The 15,538-nt window shown below is 41.1% G+C and carries 14 protein-coding genes; 6 read left to right on the forward strand and 8 right to left on the reverse strand.

All coding sequences use genetic code 11. The features are described from left to right. Nucleotides 1-189: hypothetical protein (locus H6G83_RS34995; RefSeq protein WP_206758997.1), on the reverse strand; the 189-nt coding region annotated here is incomplete at its 3' end. 361 nt (nucleotides 190-550) lie between these two features. Between H6G83_RS34995 and purD the strand changes: the two genes are divergently transcribed. The 6 genes from purD (at nucleotide 551) to H6G83_RS19335 (ending at nucleotide 7,164) form a co-directional block, all read left to right on the forward strand. Then, nucleotides 551-1,828, forward strand: a complete 1,278-nt coding sequence (purD, locus tag H6G83_RS19310) for a phosphoribosylamine--glycine ligase (protein WP_190475265.1) — start codon at nucleotides 551-553, stop codon at nucleotides 1,826-1,828. Nucleotides 1,829-2,182: 354 nt separating this feature from the next. Continuing rightward, a complete protein-coding gene (locus H6G83_RS19315; protein ID WP_190475428.1) occupies nucleotides 2,183-3,352 on the forward strand; it encodes an RNA-guided endonuclease InsQ/TnpB family protein in 1,170 nt (389 codons plus the stop codon). A gap of 48 nt (nucleotides 3,353-3,400) precedes the next feature. Then, nucleotides 3,401-5,338: a two-component system sensor histidine kinase NblS gene (gene nblS / locus H6G83_RS19320; RefSeq protein WP_190475267.1), complete on the forward strand. Its 1,938-nt coding sequence runs from the start codon at nucleotides 3,401-3,403 to the stop codon at nucleotides 5,336-5,338. 143 nt (nucleotides 5,339-5,481) lie between these two features. Continuing rightward, on the forward strand, nucleotides 5,482-5,820 hold the full coding sequence (locus H6G83_RS19325; protein WP_242044687.1) for an AAA family ATPase: 339 nt from the start codon (nucleotides 5,482-5,484) through the stop codon (nucleotides 5,818-5,820). Beyond that, nucleotides 5,813-6,286: an RloB family protein gene (locus H6G83_RS19330; RefSeq protein ID WP_242044689.1), complete on the forward strand. Its 474-nt coding sequence runs from the start codon at nucleotides 5,813-5,815 to the stop codon at nucleotides 6,284-6,286. The genes H6G83_RS19325 and H6G83_RS19330 overlap by 8 nt, the downstream gene beginning before the upstream one ends. Before the next feature lie 506 nt (nucleotides 6,287-6,792). Further along, nucleotides 6,793-7,164, forward strand: coding sequence for a zinc ribbon domain-containing protein (locus tag H6G83_RS19335; protein ID WP_190475269.1), 372 nt, complete (start codon nucleotides 6,793-6,795; stop codon nucleotides 7,162-7,164). A 15-nt stretch (nucleotides 7,165-7,179) separates the two neighbouring features. Here H6G83_RS19335 and H6G83_RS19340 read toward each other — a convergent pair whose 3' ends face one another. From H6G83_RS19340 to H6G83_RS19370, 7 genes are all read right to left on the reverse strand, one after another. Further along, nucleotides 7,180-10,143, reverse strand: coding sequence for a type I restriction endonuclease subunit R (locus tag H6G83_RS19340; protein WP_190475270.1), 2,964 nt, complete (start codon nucleotides 10,141-10,143; stop codon nucleotides 7,180-7,182). 270 nt (nucleotides 10,144-10,413) lie between these two features. Continuing rightward, a complete protein-coding gene (locus H6G83_RS19345) occupies nucleotides 10,414-11,703 on the reverse strand; it encodes a restriction endonuclease subunit S (protein ID WP_190475272.1) in 1,290 nt (429 codons plus the stop codon). A gap of 39 nt (nucleotides 11,704-11,742) precedes the next feature. Beyond that, nucleotides 11,743-12,153, reverse strand: coding sequence for a pepsin/retropepsin-like aspartic protease family protein (locus H6G83_RS19350; RefSeq protein WP_190475274.1), 411 nt, complete (start codon nucleotides 12,151-12,153; stop codon nucleotides 11,743-11,745). A 4-nt stretch (nucleotides 12,154-12,157) separates the two neighbouring features. Further along, a complete protein-coding gene (locus H6G83_RS19355) occupies nucleotides 12,158-12,367 on the reverse strand; it encodes a hypothetical protein (protein ID WP_190475276.1) in 210 nt (69 codons plus the stop codon). A gap of 40 nt (nucleotides 12,368-12,407) precedes the next feature. Continuing rightward, nucleotides 12,408-12,743, reverse strand: coding sequence for a XisI protein (locus H6G83_RS19360; protein ID WP_190475278.1), 336 nt, complete (start codon nucleotides 12,741-12,743; stop codon nucleotides 12,408-12,410). Further along, nucleotides 12,731-13,147: a XisH family protein gene (locus tag H6G83_RS19365; RefSeq protein ID WP_190475279.1), complete on the reverse strand. Its 417-nt coding sequence runs from the start codon at nucleotides 13,145-13,147 to the stop codon at nucleotides 12,731-12,733. Before H6G83_RS19365 ends, H6G83_RS19360 begins: the two co-directional genes overlap by 13 nt. Continuing rightward, a complete protein-coding gene (locus tag H6G83_RS19370) occupies nucleotides 13,147-15,483 on the reverse strand; it encodes a type I restriction-modification system subunit M (protein WP_190475281.1) in 2,337 nt (778 codons plus the stop codon). Before H6G83_RS19370 ends, H6G83_RS19365 begins: the two co-directional genes overlap by 1 nt. Nucleotides 15,484-15,538 lie beyond the last annotated feature (55 nt).

The following is a 15,538-nucleotide window of genomic DNA, read 5'->3' on the forward strand; positions in this document are numbered from 1 at the left end:
TTGGCTAACGATCGCAATCCAACTGTTTAAACCCGAATCTTTGCTCATGACCTGCTTTGTGTCACGACGATTTATCTTAACATCTGATTCTTCAAAAAACCTGCCCTTGAAAGTGAGGGGGATGAGGGAGATGAGGGAGATGAGGGAGATGAGGGAGATGAGGGGGAGAAGGTGATCAAAAAGGAACAATCATTTTTTCCAGTTACTAAACTCATATCTTATATCTTGCACCACTCTGTTATTGCGAAAATCTGAGCTTGAAACCCTTATGATTTCGTAGGGTGGGCAGTGCATCGGCACTAGCTTAATGAGAAGGTGCAAGATGTCAGATATCCTACTTCCCCATCTCCCCCCACTCCCTCATCTCCCCCATCTCCCCCCACTCCCCACACAGGGCTTGCATCAGGGTCAGATTTGGTGAAAAATTGATCCGCGAGTAGTTTGATACCAATTCCCCAGGAGGCAATATCTGGGATTCTTAATTTTGAATTTTGAATTTTGAATTTTGAATTGGTACTTCTCGTTTCGCCAGAGACGCAAGAGGGAATCAGTGAAAGTTATAGTTGTAGGTAACGGGGGAAGGGAACACGCTCTAGCGTGGAAATTGTTGCGATCGCCACAAGTTGAACAAGTCGCCTGTGTGCCAGGAAATGGGGGGACGGCAACTCTGCCACGTTGCCAAAATGTCCCGTTAGCCGTGGACGATTTTGCAGGCATTAGTGAGTACGCCTTGAGTCAAGGTTTTTCTTTGGTGGTGGTCGGGCCAGAAGTGCCTCTAGCTAAGGGAATCACCGACTATCTACAAGATAAAGGATTGAAGGTGTTTGGGCCAAGTAGAGCCGGGGCGCAAATTGAAGCGAGTAAGGCTTGGGCAAAAGCACTCATGCAGGAAGCGGGAATTCCCACGGCTAAGGCTGCGGTATTTACGGAAGCAGCAGCCGCTAAATCATACATCAGAGCGCAGGGAGCGCCGATAGTAGTTAAAGCCGATGGTTTAGCGGCGGGTAAGGGTGTCACCGTTGCCCAGACAATTGCACAGGCAGAAAGCGCTATTGATGCTATCTTTCAAGGACAATTCGGCAGTGCGGGGGAGTTTGCCGTGATTGAAGAATGCTTGACTGGGCAAGAAGTCTCAGTATTAGCGTTGACAGATGGAGTAACAATTCGTACCTTGCTACCAGCCCAAGACCATAAGCGGATAGGAGAAGGTGATACAGGAGAAAATACAGGAGGGATGGGAGCCTACGCCCCAGCACCCATTGCCACACCGGAGATTATGGCAAGGGTGCAAACAGAGGTTTTAGAAAGAGCGATCGCCGCCTTAAGATCCAAAGGTATAGATTATCGCGGTGTATTGTACGCCGGCTTGATGATCACACCCAATGGCGATTTCCAAGTCCTAGAATTTAACTGTCGCTTTGGTGATCCAGAAACGCAAGTTATTCTCCCCCTGTTAGCCACCCCCTTAGAAGAGTTAATTCTAGCCTGTGTAGAACAGCGTTTAAGCTCATTACCCCCTATCGCCTGGCAACTCGGCGCATCCGCCACCGTAGTCGCCGCGTCTGGCGGTTATCCAGGGGATTATGAAAAAGGCAAAATCATTACAGGTATTCCCCAAGCAGAAGCCACAGGCGCGACAGTGTTTCATGCAGGCACAAAATTAAACCATGAACAACAAATAGTTACAGACGGCGGTAGAGTCCTGAACGTAACGGGAATCGGAGAAAATTTTCAACAAGCCCTCGCGCAGGCGTACACTGGAATTAAAGCCATTGACTTTTCCGGTATATACTACCGCAAAGACATTGGTCATAGAGTTCTTAGTTGACAACTGCCCACTGTCAACTGTCAACTGACCAAATGACCAAAATAACTGTTAATTTTTAAGTTTTGGGGTTAATCAACAGCACACAATAAGCTAACAATTACTCACCCTTCGGGTTCGGCAGTTCGGACTCGACGGGAACCGCCTTCGCGGAGCGTCTCGAAGAGAAGACTCCCACTGCCTCACTTTTCCTAACTTTCTTTGACAACCCACGAATAAACTCACGCAGCACATCAGTTTTAGTCCTTGACACCTGTTCACAGTATGACTCTAGTAAGTCCAGTTCTTTTTGTGGAATCCTTATCGTTAGCTTTCTTTCGTCTTTCATTGTCTGGCTTTATGCTGTACAATGTATATATGTTACTAGGATTCAAAACAGAACTCAAACTTAACAATAAGCAACGTACTCAGTTGTTAAAACACTGTGGTGTAGCTCGTCATGCTTGGAATTGGGGATTAGCTTTAACCAAACAAGTAATCGACCACAATAAAGCCAATCCAGGGGAAAAAATTAAATTCCCCTCCGCAATTGACCTACATAAGTGGTTGGTAGCACTGGTGAAGCCTGAGAACCCTTGGTACTTTGAAGTATCAAAATGCGCTCCGCAATATGCGTTGCGTGACCTAAGAATAGCTTGGGATAGGTGTTTTAAAAAGGTGTCGGGTGTTCCCAGGTTTAAAAAGAAAGGGGAGGGTGATTCATTTGAGTTAGACGGAAAAATCTGGATTGGCTGTACTCGCAAGATTCAGCTTCCTCGATTAGGTGTACTCAAAACCTATGAGAACTTGCCGCAAGTTCAACCCAAATCAGTCACTATTAGTCGTACTGCTGACCGTTGGTATATCTCATTTCGCATTGAGGTAGAACCAACCAATACACCCAAAGCATCTGACGTTGTGGGCGTTGACTTTGGCGTTAAATCCTTAGCAAGACTCTCAACAGGACGAGTATTTGAAGGTGCAAACTCTTACCGAAAACTGGAGGCGAAACTATCTAGAATACAATGGCTCAACCGTCACAAACAAATTGGTTCTACTAACTGGAGGAAAGCGCAAATCAAGATTGCTAGGCTACACCAACGCATAGCCAACATCCGCAAAGATACATTGCACAAACTCACCACTTATCTGGCTAAGAACCACGGCGTGATAGTGATTGAGGATCTAAATGTATCGGGGATGATGGCAAACAGGAAGCTAGCCAAGGCAATAGCTGATATGGGTTTTTATGAGTTTCGCCGTCAGCTAGAGTACAAAACCAAGCTCTACGGTGGTGAGTTAGTAATTGTAGATAGGTTTTATCCCAGTAGTAAAACTTGCTCTAATTGCGGAACAAGGAAAGAATCTCTATCACTTCAAGAGCGTGTTTTCCAGTGTGAGCATTGCTCTTTTGAATGCGACAGAGATTTGAACGCATCGATTAATCTCAAAAACGCGGTGAGTCACACCGTGTCAGCCTGTGGATCGGGTGAAGCCGACTTCTCCGAGATGAAGCAGGAAAATTTCAGTTTGGAGCGCAAACGTTAGTAAATTATGAACGGTTGATATCCAGAGCTACTAACAACTTTAATTGAGATGCTGGCGCTGTTAAAAACAATTCGAGAAGCGATCGCCAACTGGTGGTCAGAGTTCACTCTCCAGACTAAACTGTTAGCCGCAGCTACTTTGGTGGTCTCCTTGGTGATGAGTGGTCTGACCTTTTGGGCGGTAAACACAATTCAGCAAGATGCCCGAATGAATGACACCCGGTTTGGGCGAGACTTGGGACTGCTGTTGGCTGCTAATGTTGCCCCCCTAATTGCTGACCATAATTTGACTGAGGTTGCCCAGTTTTCCCAACGCTTTTACAGCACCACCTCTAGCGTGCGCTATATGCTCTACGCTGATGAAACTGGGAAAATCTTTTTTGGCATTCCCTTTTGGCAACCAGAGGTGGAAAACTCCCTCTCCATTGAGCGACGCATACAACTACCAGAAGAATACCCTGGTGATGGTGACAAGCCAATGGTGCGGCAACACATGAGTCCAGATGGCGTTGTGACTGATGTGTTTATTCCCCTAATTGTCGATGAAAAATACTTAGGTGTATTGGCTATTGGCATCAACCCCAACCAAATAGCCGTCACCTCTACCAATTTCACCCGCGATGTCACCATTGCCGTATTTATCACGATTTGGGTAATGGTGATTTTAGCGGGAGTGGTCAACGCTTTGACCATCACCAAACCCATCAAGGAATTATTGGTGGGGGTAAAACAAATCGCCGCCGGGAATTTCAAGCAGCGTATTGATTTACCCTTGGGGGGCGAATTAGGGGAGTTAATCCTTAATTTTAACGAGATGGCGGAGCGCCTAGAGCGTTATGAAGAGCAAAATATTGAGGAACTAACAGCAGAGAAAGCCAAACTCGAAACCCTAGTTTCCACCATCGCCGACGGTGCTGTGTTGATAGATAACAATATGCAGGTGGTTTTAGTCAACCCCACAGCAAGACATATTTTTGGCTGGGAAGGTGCTAATGATATTGTTGGTAGTAATGTATTACACCACTTGCCCCCGACAGTACAGATGGAAGTCAGCAGAACCCTCTATGATATGGCATCTGGTGAATGTGAAAGTGCCGAGTTTCGCCTTACCCTCAACCAACCCAGCAACCGCACCATCCGTATCCTTTTGACTACAGTCCTCAACTTGCAACGGGAAAATATCAAAGGCATTGCCATCACAGTACAGGATATTACCCGTGAAGTAGAGCTAAATGAAGCCAAAAGCCAATTTATCAGCAACGTTTCCCACGAACTGCGAACGCCGCTATTTAATATCAAATCTTTTATTGAAACCTTACACGACTACGGCGAGGACTTAAGCTTAGAACAGCGCAAGGAGTTTCTGCAAACGGTCAACCATGAAACAGACCGTTTGACGCGCCTAGTTAATGATGTTTTAGATTTATCTAAGCTAGAATCTGGTCGTAGCTACAACTTTGATGGTGTAGATTTAGCTCAGGCAATTGAACAAACGCTGCGTACCTATCAACTCAATGCTAAGGATAAAGGCATTGAACTCATTCAAGATGTCGCCCCTGGCTTACCGCTAGTTTTGGGAAATTACGATTTGTTATTACAAGTCCTAGCAAATTTGGTCGGGAATGCTCTGAAATTCACTCCCGCAGGCGGACAAATTGCCATTCGTACCTACAAGTTAGATGCTAAAGCCAATTCTCCTAATCAATCTCCTCAAGTGCGTGTAGAAGTCTCCGATACTGGTATTGGTATCGCCCCAGAAGACCAACAAGCCATTTTTGACCGTTTCTTCCGGGTAGAAAACAGGGTTCACACCTTGGAGGGTACAGGCTTAGGGTTGTCGATTGTCAGAAATATTGTGGAACGACACCACAGTAGAGTCAACTTAGTTAGTGAAGTCGGGGTCGGTACTACATTTTGGTTCGACTTGAGTTTGTTTGAGGATGAAGCATTAACAATTCAAAATTCAAAATTCAAAATTCAAAATTAAAGACATTTTGCCTACGGCACGCTACGCGAACAGTCGGGGATTTAAACCCCGACTGAAAATGATACTACTGGACTGGCAAGGCTAAAATGTTGCATTATTCCTTTCTTGTAGGATGGGCATCTTGCCCGTCCGGTGCGGACAAGATGCCCACACCACAAGATTTATTTTCATTGCACTATTTTAGCCTTGCCACGCCACTACGTTGTGCAATTGTTGAATTGTTCAATTCTCATGAAACTAACCCCAAGAATTCACAATTAATATTTATCACTCATGACACTAATTTGCTGACGAAAAAGCTTTTTAGAAGAGACCAAATCTGGTTTACTGAGAAAAATAGATATGGCGTAACTGATTTATACTCATTAGCAGAATATAAACTTAGTGATGATGCTTCATTTGAAAATGATTATATTAAAGGTCGATATGGTGCAATTCCCTATATTGGAAATCTAAGCCATCTTATTGATGCTCATGGCTAAAAAGAAAAGCACCTACGGCTACTCACAGAGAAAAGTAAATATAAGAGAAATTCGACAAAGATTTTTAATTGTATGTGAAGGAGAGGAAACAGAGCCAAACTATTTTAGGAATTTTCGTGTTCCCAAGTTAGTCATAGAGGTGAAAGGGTTAGGGCTAAATCCAAGTAGACTAGTTGATGAAGCTAAAAAATATAGAGATAAAGAGGATTACGATCAAATATGGTGTGTTTTTGATCGAGACTCATGGTCTGAAAAAGACTTCTGTTTTGCTATTGAAAATGCTCATAAGGAAGGTTTTAGAATAGCTTATTCCAATGAATCCTTCGAGTTGTGGTATATTCTGCATTTTGAATTTCTCAATACAGCAGTTTCCCGGAGTGAGTATTCACAAAAATTATCACGCCTACTTGGGCATAAGTATTTGAAAAACAGTGATTTAATATATGATGAATTGCTGAGTAAGTAACATATCGCTATCAAAAATGCTGAAAATTTGCTGAATCAGTACCAACCTTGCAATCCCGCAAAAGATAATCCTTCAACAACGGTACATCTTTTAGTGCAAGAGCTAAACAAGTTTATTCGCTAATATATTGTAAGCTGTTCCACATTTAACTTGCATAACTAGGGCGGGCAAGATGCCCACCCCACAAGAGTATGATGTTATTTCAATATGCAACGCCAAATGTTTTTTAGCTTTAAGACTTACGCAAGTGTCACAATTGGTGGTTGGTGCGTGACGCTACAAGTCTCATGACTACGTTCAAAGATTTTCGCAGCGTCACACACCCTACAGAAAAAATATGCCAGTTGCGTAAATCCTAAGCTTATAGCGATCGCCTATTAGATTAGCACACAAATTCACCGCCAAGTCAAGATACTAAGCGACTTAAGCGCCTGTAACCTGTAACCTATCCCCTGTCCCCTGCTATAAAATCAAATTATTTACTGATATATTTTACTTTTAGTATTGTGGCGAAAATTTCTTGTCCCCAGTGCCAGCAACAAGTTGATAGTCAGGCTATAACTTGTCCTTACTGTCGTACAACACTCAAAGCTTACGGTCATCCAGGTATTACTCTACACCGTGCTGCTAAAGGCACTTATTTGTGCGACACTTGTACATACCACGCTGATGATAGTTGTACTTTTCCCCAACGTCCCTATGCTAAGGACTGCACCCTTTACCAAAACATGGCTGAGAGAAAGGCGCAGATAGAAGAACAGCTTACCTCCAATAGTTTTGACACATCTATCAAAATTTGGATGAAACGTAATCAAGCTTTGATATTGGTGTTAGGTTTATTACTCATATGTTTAGTTATAGTTCTGTTAACCTCTTAATGGGAATCCCTAGTTTTATGAGGAGTGAGATTGTTCTAAATTGATTTGCGTAAGTAGCTGCATAACCGTAGCATCAAAAGCGCGTTTAAATTCCGGGTCTGAAGCGTAACGTTTATATAGATCAAGTTCGCGTCTACGTTCTCTATTGATGGCTTGTTTAATTAACTCTTCTAAAGCGAGGCGGCGATTTTGTTCGTCTGAGTTGTTGAGGACTTGATTTTGGTAATCAGAATTGTCAATGACGTGTTTAGCTATATTAATGAATTTTACCCGTTGTTCTTGCGGCGTAGCATCCCAGCCTGTAAAAAAGCGATTGTTAAAGGCTGTGACTATATCATCAAGGGGGTCTTTTTGTGGTGCGTCGTTGTGATAACCGCGCAAGTTAGAGTTTTGTGGGTCAATTTCCGCTTCTGAAGCATCAAGTTCAATGCTGTAGTTGAGTTTAACTCGCTCAATACCGTAGGTGGAAAGGTCTACACTTTCTAGGAGTTCATCTTGTTCTTGGTGAGGATTTTTTACAGCCAACTTGGGAATAAGAAATTTAAGAAACCAATGCAGCATTTCCCACTGCATATTGTTATAGGGAATGATACAAGCTACCTGCCCATAAATTTTGACGAATTGTTTTGCTTTAATTTTAAAGTCAATTTTGGGTTCATGTCCTAGTTCTAATTCGGAATTAAAACGAGTTGCGGCAATATCAATTAAAGGGCTTAGTTTCTCGGCTTCAGCTTTATTGAAAAATAACTCATTGAATTGTTCGACTTCGTACCATTCGTAAACCCCTACATCATCCAAAGCTTCTTTGAGGTCATGCAGGACATTAACATCAGTTGGTTCGCTTAAAGTTGTGGCAGTATAGAAGGGGTCAAAGGCTGTTTTAATATCGCTAACTGTATTGTAAAAATCAAGTATAAAAGTGTCTTGTTTACCCATTTTCTCATTACAGCGATTGAGCCGGGATAGGGTTTGCACTGCCAGCACCGATTGCAATTTTTTATCAACATACATGGTGTGCAGTAAGGGTTCATCAAATCCAGTTAAGAATTTATTGGCGACAACTAAAATTTTGTATTCGTCTTTTTTAAACTCATCAGGAATATCTTTACCGGGAAATCCGTTGATGATGTCTTCGGTATATTCGATGCCGTCTACAGTCTTTTTTCCTGAGAAGGCGATGATGGCTTTAAAGGGTGCTTTCGCTTGTGTTAAAGCGTCTCTGATGGCGAAGAAATAGCGAATTGCCGCTTCAATGTTGCGGGTAACTACCATTGCTTTGGCTTTACCTTTGAGCTTTTTGGGTTGCCATACTTGCTCAAGGAAATGGTTAACTATGATATCAGCTTTGGTGGCGATTGTTTGTTTATGTCCTTCTACATAAGCGCGAATTTTTTTCTGAGATTTGGCGGTGTCGAAGATGGGATTATCTTGAATGGATTTTTGGATTTCGTAATAGCTTTTATAGGTGGTGTAATTAGCTAGTACATCCAAAATAAAACCTTCTTCTATTGCTTGTTTCATAGAATAAAGGTGAAACGGCACAAATTTATTTTCTGCTATGGGCTGACCAAATTTTTCTAGAGTGGCATTTTTGGGTGTGGCGGTAAAGGCAAAGTAGGAGGCATTTTTACCAAATTTGCGTCCTGCCATTGCCTTGAGAATTTTTTCTTGAATGTCTTCGGGTTCTTCCTCATCCTCTTCTTTATTGAGGGTCATATTTAAGTTATCAGCAGCTTTGCCGCTTTGTGAAGAGTGGGCTTCATCGATAATGACGGCGAAAGTTTTGTGACTTAAATCTTCAATACCATCGACAATAAAGGGGAATTTTTGAATTGTCGTAATAATAATTTTTTTACCGTTCTCTAGAGCTGTTTTTAATTCTTGGGAACTGGTGGTATGGGCGATAATGTTTTTAACTTGGGAGAAATCTTTGATGTTGTCTTTGAGTTGTTTATCAAGAATGCGTCTATCTGTGACTACTACAACGGAGTCAAATAGGGGACTGTCTGCACCTTGGGCGTAGAGTTCGATTAATTGATATGCTGTCCAGGTGATGGAGTTAGATTTACCTGAACCTGCGGAATGTTGGATGAGATATGTCTGTCCTGTACCGTGGGTTCTGGCGTGGTCTAGGAGTTGGCGGACTACATCAAGTTGGTGATAGCGGGGAAAGTAGAGGTTTTTTTGGGCGAGGGGTGTTTTGTTGTCGCCGGGGATGAGAATGGCGAAGTGTTCAATAATGTTGGTGAAACTTTGGCGGGTAAGTATAGATTCCCACAGGTAGGCGGTTTTGTGTCCATTGGGGTTTGGTGGGTTCCCTTTACCAAAGTTAAATCCTTTGTTGAAGGGGAGAAAGTAAGTTGTTTCCCGGTCTAGCTTTGTTGTCATCCATACTTCATCGGTATCTACGGCAAAGTGGACAAGACAACGGGCAAATTGTAACAGTGGTTCTTGGGGGTTACGGTCTTCTCGGTATTGTTTTTTGGCGTGGTAAACTGTTTGTCCTGTCCAAGGATTTTTTAATTCCATCGTGGCGATCGCAAATCCATTCACAAATAAGACAATATCAATGGATAAGGCTGCATCTTTTTCGGAGTAATGCACCTGACGGGTAATTGAGAAGATATTTTTAGCAAAATTTTCAACTATAGCCGGGTTGACATCGTTGTAGGGCTGGCTGTAAAGCAATGTGAGATGGGCATCATCGATGGATAATCCTTTTTTGAGGACTGAAAGAATGCCATCTTTTTTAATTTTGCGATCGCACCGTTCTAAAATCAATCTCTCCCAGTTGGGGCGGTCTTGGAGTTTGGCTAGTTCTTCCGGTTGGGTGGTATGCAAAAATCGCCAGAACTTCTCCCTGTCGATAGCAAACTCCCGGTCAAAGTCTGCGGGGTTTCCTGCTTCATAGCCAGCGCGTTGAACGAGTGCATTTGTTATACAGTTTTCTAGTGCTTGCTCGTTGGTTTGGCTGACCATAGGATGTCCGTTTGATTTTATACTTGTATGATTCCTATGATAACTGCTTATACAGTGGGCAGGAAGTGATCAGAAGGTTGTTTGTGTAAAATCAGGAGATCGCTAATTATAGTATTTTTAAATCGTTGCTTGAATAGGTTGGCGATATTGGGTTAGAGTATTCATTGCACAATTTCCTCCTGTTGCACATTTACGATAATTAATTGCAGGTTGTTTTGGCGGGTAATGAGTTGAAGTGATAAAAATTGGAAAAATATTAATTCAATGCCACTATATTTTTATTTTTCCTGTAACGGCATTAGCAATATAAATACTTTTTAGTTCCTCGTATAAATTAATACTGTTCCCAATATTTTCAATTTGCTGCTCAAACTCGGTTTCTTTTAAAGAGAGAATTTTAGCAATTTTTTTTTGTTCTTCAAAAGGTGGGGTAGGTATGTAAACAACACTCAACCTATTTGGGTTTAAGTTAGCTTGATTTAAACTTCTCAATGCAAGACTACGAATATACTTTAAAAATAATAAGTCATTTAATAAATAATTAAACCAAACAGGCTCAACATCTTCAGTAACTCTCAATCTTACTAAATATGATGCGAAAGTCACATTATCGCTTTTTTTACCTTGAAATATTCCACTTTTGCCTACTAAATCAAAGCTGTTTGTTCTATTAAAAAGAATATCATTAGGCTCTAGAATCAAGTCATCAGGAATATTATTGAGATATCCAGTATTTTTTAATATGACTCTTCCAGCTTGAATGTGACCCATATTCAAGTATTTATAATCTCCTTCAGATAAAGCACTTTCAGAAAGTCCATAATCCATACTTTTTAGTAGGTGTTTTAGTTTTCTTACCTCCCAATGCTCAGGAATTTCCCCTATCCATTCAACGCCACTATCCCGCATAGGTGCTTGAGGGTTTAGCCCTTTGGTGACAGCTTGATTGATGAGAATGGATTTTTGCTCTTGTAGCAGTTTTATGAGATGCTGTTTTTTAGCTATGGCTTCATCAATTTCGGCAGTAGTGCGTTCTATAAAAGCAACTATTCGTTTTTGTTCTTCAGAAGTAGGTAGTGGAATAGGAATTTTTTTAAAATCTTCATAGTGCATATCCCATTGTCCTGTTCGGACACCACAGGACAAAGCATTGTAAACACCTATATAGGGTTTTGAACGCAGTAAATAATGCAAAAATTTGGGTTCAACTTTTTCTGACTTCACTCGGCATATAATGTAGGCAGGACTGACAATTCCTTGATAATCACTAACCCCCATTGAGCCTTGCCAAGCCTTCATTTTGTTGATAACAAGGTCGCCAATCTCAACAACTTTGTAGCTAGAAATATCTAATCCAGTTGCATTGTGATTATCATCACGAGAATCTTTGAGCAAAACTCCATATTCTCGGTAAACTGAGAGAACTGGGAAATCAGGCCGATTCCTTTTACTTTTTAATTCTGTCACTGCACGGATATTTTGTAAATCCCAATGTTCTGGTATTTCTCCTAACCACTCAACCCCACTATCCTTATAACTTTCATACTTGGGAAAAGCCATTATTCAACCTCCCCCAAACTTACCAACTGCTGCAACAATCTATTCATCTTTAGGTTTAACCTCAAACTCCAACTTGGAGCGATAGAAACACACATCAAACTCTAGAAAAAAGTTAGTTTGTCCTAAAATCAGAGGAACATTAGCTTTGTTTACCCAAGCAAATGCAAGTCGAACAGGAGTATAATCAGCAATTTTTACATTCATAAAAAACGGCATTGCTCCTTGTTGACTCAAATTACCAGCCAGTTGGATAATTGCCCGATTATCATCCCAAACAGCACCTAACTGAATCCCAATTTCATAAGGTAAAACATTAATTGTTGCACCACTATCAACCAAGCCTAGTGCCTCAATGTTACTACCATCACTTCTGTACAATAAAAGCGGTAGCCGAGGTAAACTATCAAACTCATTTTGAGATGGATTGGTGGTTGAATATCGAAATCGCATAAAATTAGGAAGGTTCTACAGGCTGTATTGCTTCCATCAGAATTGCACCAGCCCCAAAAGTATCATAAGGTGTTGGTAAATCATAAGTCTTAAACGGCTGTAGCGGGGCAATATCCTCACTCTTTTCTAAATCTTCTGCCAAAATGCGAATTAGCTTCAGTTTCTCAACTTGAGAAAGCTGTCGGACAGCAGGTAATAATTCAGCTAGTGTCATACTTTCACCCTATTATTTGCAATTAATTTATTTTACCAATCTAAGCCACACCATAATCTGTATACTGCCGTTTATAAGCAGGTTGTAAACCCAAAACAATATCCTCTCGTGGTACACCCATTGCTACCAATTCCTCAGCCGGATTTTGGTCAGTTAAATTTTGCTGTAACCAAATCTTTTCATCTTTAATATCAAAATGAATGATACAGCGATAAACACGCTTTAAACCTTCCCATCCTACATTCATCCACTGATAATGGTCGCGCTTGTCATCAAAAATTAGCTGTACTTCCACTTCACCAAGAGCGATATCTTCGTTAGCATAACGAGTTAATAAACTTTGTACACACTCCCGATACTTAGCTAATTTATCCATTGCACAATTACCTCCTGTACAGGCTCATAGACAATTAATAAAAGCTGATACCTTTGGATAGCTGCTTGTGTAAACTCAAACTGAAAAAACGTCTCGTAAACATCTAAAGGAACAGCTAAATATAATAAGCGGTCGGGTTCAGTTGCTTCTAATGCTAATCTATAGCTTAAAAACTGACCTAAAGCTGCATAAAAATCAGTCACAGCTGAGGGATTGAGAAAACTTTTAATTTCTACTGCTATTTTCTCACCTTGTCGCTCTGCTGCTAAAACTCTTTCTGCTCCTAAATCAATTTGAAAGTTAACGTTACCATACTTAAATTTTAACGGGTCGGCTGTAATCACCCATTGTTCTTTTTGGAGAGCTTTTTTGACGTTTTCATGGAAGATATCTTTAGCAGACATCAGTTTATCTCCCCAAAACTCACCAACCGCTTCAATAACCCTTCCGTCTCACGTTCCAATTGCAAAAGTTCCGCCGTGACTTCCTCTAATTTTCTCAACGGCTTGTACTGATAAAAATACTTGTTAAAACTAATCTCATAACCAATTTGCGTTTTATCCAAAGCTATCCACGCATCAGCCACATGGGGACGCACTTCCTGCACAAAATAATCGTGTATTTGTGCTTTCAACGGGATATTTTCTGTATCTCGCAATTCACTATCGGCTTCATACTCCACCCATTCCCCCGCTTTCTTCCCAGGAAAATAACCATAATCAAGTAAATTATCCTCAGTTGTACCCAATTGGGTTAATAAATCACTCAGTTGTTCACCCTTCAATTTATGTACCTTCTTCACCACCTTTTGCGCGTTTTCATCCCGCCAACTAACAGCATTTAAAATCTGATTCTTCTCACTGTTTGTTAACTTAAACCCCAACAACTTTAATGCTGTATCAACAGCAACAACAAACTCATTAAAATCAAGTGATAATTCATCTTCTACCGCTTCCATTAAACGCTCACCCACAATCATTAAATTGCGTTGTGCTTCCCAAATTTTAGGTGAGAATAAATCTTTTCTAGCTTTGGGAGATAGGGCAATTTCTTCACTGTCAATATAGTCCTCAATTGCCTTCTTATGTATATCTAATTTTGTATAAATCTCCTCACCCCATTGCTCATAAACCCATGCCATCACCTCACGCAGCGCAGGCTGATAACGCAATGTCGCCACCCGTTCCGGCGTAAATTGTGCCGCTAAACGTAAAGGGCGTTCAACTGTAATTTTGTAGAATCCAAAATCTTGATTATCAAATACTTTAGAAATACCTTGATTGGGCATTTCTAAATAAAGGTGGGTAATTTTCTCAATATGCTCCTTGGTAAACTCGCAATTTTTTGCCCCTAAATTCTTACGTAACTTTTGATATAGTTCCGAAGCATCAATTAATTGTACCTTGCCCTTTCTCTGCGTTGTTTTTTTGTTAGATAAAACCCAAATATATGTAGTAATCCCAGTGTTATAAAATAAATTATTAGGCAACTGGATAATTGCCTCTAACCAGTCATTTTCAATGAGATATCGGCGGATATTACTTTCTCCGCTACCTGCATCTCCGGTAAACAGCGAAGAACCATTGTGAACTGAAGCAATGCGGCTACCCAATTGATTCTCATCTAGCCGCTTCATTTTGCTAACCATATCCATCAAAAACAGCAATTGCCCATCGGAAGAACGGGGAATGGCGGGGACTATTTCTGATTCACCTCGAAAATTTTTCAGTACCACCTCAAAGCGACCATCTAAAATATCTTTGCCATCAAGAATGTATTTTTGATCTGATTTATACGACTTACCATAAGGCGGATTTGATAACATAAAATCAAACCGCATCCCGGTAAATTCATCTGTTGCTAAAGTCGAACCAAACTTGATATTTTCCGGGTCATTGCCCTTAATCATCATGTCAGATTTACAGATGGCGTAGGTTTCGCCGTTCACTTCCTTACCATACAAATAAACCGCCGCTTGATATTTAATTTCTCCCGCTAAATCTTTAATAAAATCCTGTGATTCTGTTAGCATTCCCCCCGAACCGCAAGCACCATCATAGATAGTAATTACTGGCGGTAATTTATCTTTAACTGGGATAAATAATAGATGAGTCATCAGCTTAATCACTTCGCGGGGGGTGAAGTGTTCGCCGGCTTCTTCGTTATTTTCTTCGTTAAACTTGCGGATTAATTCCTCAAATACATAACCCATTCCCAGGTTACTTAATCCTACAAGTTTTCGCCCATCTGGGTCTAAGGTATCGTGGGGACTGAGGTTAATGTAAGGTGAGGTGAATTTCTCCAGCACATCCAATAATACATCCGCCTGCACCATGCGCCGAATTTGGTTGCGGAGTTCAAATTTCTCAATAATTTCCTTAACGTTGTCGCTAAACCCGTCTAGATAAGCTTTGAAATTTGCTTCTAATATTTGACGGTTATTCGCAGCCGTTTTGACTAATTTCTTTAACGTCCAGTCAGAGGTGTTGTAAAATACATAACCCGATGCTTCCCGCAAAGCCACAGGGTCAAGCACCGTAAAACCTGCTTCCTCTCGCTGAAAACGCACTTCTTCCATCACTGCATCTTTCGTTTCTTCCAACAAACAATCTAGCCGCCGTAAGACAAACATCGGCAAAATCACATCCCGATACTTACCCCGCACGTAGACATCCCGTAGACAATCATCAGCGATCGCCCAAATGAAGGAAACGATTTTGTTTTGCAGCGATAAATCCATGTAATTTGTAATTAAAAAAGCTATTATTTGTAGGCTGGGTAATCCCTACCAAAAA

Origin of the sequence: Anabaena azotica FACHB-119 (genome assembly GCF_014697625.1) — a bacterium.
GTDB lineage: Bacteria > Cyanobacteriota > Cyanobacteriia > Cyanobacteriales > Nostocaceae > Trichormus > Trichormus azoticus_A.

What these genes read in the sequence shown, in the direction of transcription:
- H6G83_RS19315 (WP_190475428.1), top strand. Translation starts at nt 2,183, where the DNA reads ATGTTACTAGGATTCAAAACAGAACTCAAACTTAACAATAAGCAACGT.
- nblS (WP_190475267.1), top strand. Translation starts at nt 3,401, where the DNA reads ATGCTGGCGCTGTTAAAAACAATTCGAGAAGCGATCGCCAACTGGTGG.
- H6G83_RS19325 (WP_242044687.1), top strand. Translation starts at nt 5,482, where the DNA reads ATGCCCACACCACAAGATTTATTTTCATTGCACTATTTTAGCCTTGCC.
- H6G83_RS19330 (WP_242044689.1), top strand. Translation starts at nt 5,813, where the DNA reads ATGGCTAAAAAGAAAAGCACCTACGGCTACTCACAGAGAAAAGTAAAT.
- H6G83_RS19340 (WP_190475270.1), bottom strand. Translation starts at nt 10,143, where the DNA reads ATGGTCAGCCAAACCAACGAGCAAGCACTAGAAAACTGTATAACAAAT.
- H6G83_RS19345 (WP_190475272.1), bottom strand. Translation starts at nt 11,703, where the DNA reads ATGGCTTTTCCCAAGTATGAAAGTTATAAGGATAGTGGGGTTGAGTGG.
- H6G83_RS19350 (WP_190475274.1), bottom strand. Translation starts at nt 12,153, where the DNA reads ATGCGATTTCGATATTCAACCACCAATCCATCTCAAAATGAGTTTGAT.
- H6G83_RS19355 (WP_190475276.1), bottom strand. Translation starts at nt 12,367, where the DNA reads ATGACACTAGCTGAATTATTACCTGCTGTCCGACAGCTTTCTCAAGTT.
- H6G83_RS19360 (WP_190475278.1), bottom strand. Translation starts at nt 12,743, where the DNA reads ATGGATAAATTAGCTAAGTATCGGGAGTGTGTACAAAGTTTATTAACT.
- H6G83_RS19365 (WP_190475279.1), bottom strand. Translation starts at nt 13,147, where the DNA reads ATGTCTGCTAAAGATATCTTCCATGAAAACGTCAAAAAAGCTCTCCAA.
- H6G83_RS19370 (WP_190475281.1), bottom strand. Translation starts at nt 15,483, where the DNA reads ATGGATTTATCGCTGCAAAACAAAATCGTTTCCTTCATTTGGGCGATC.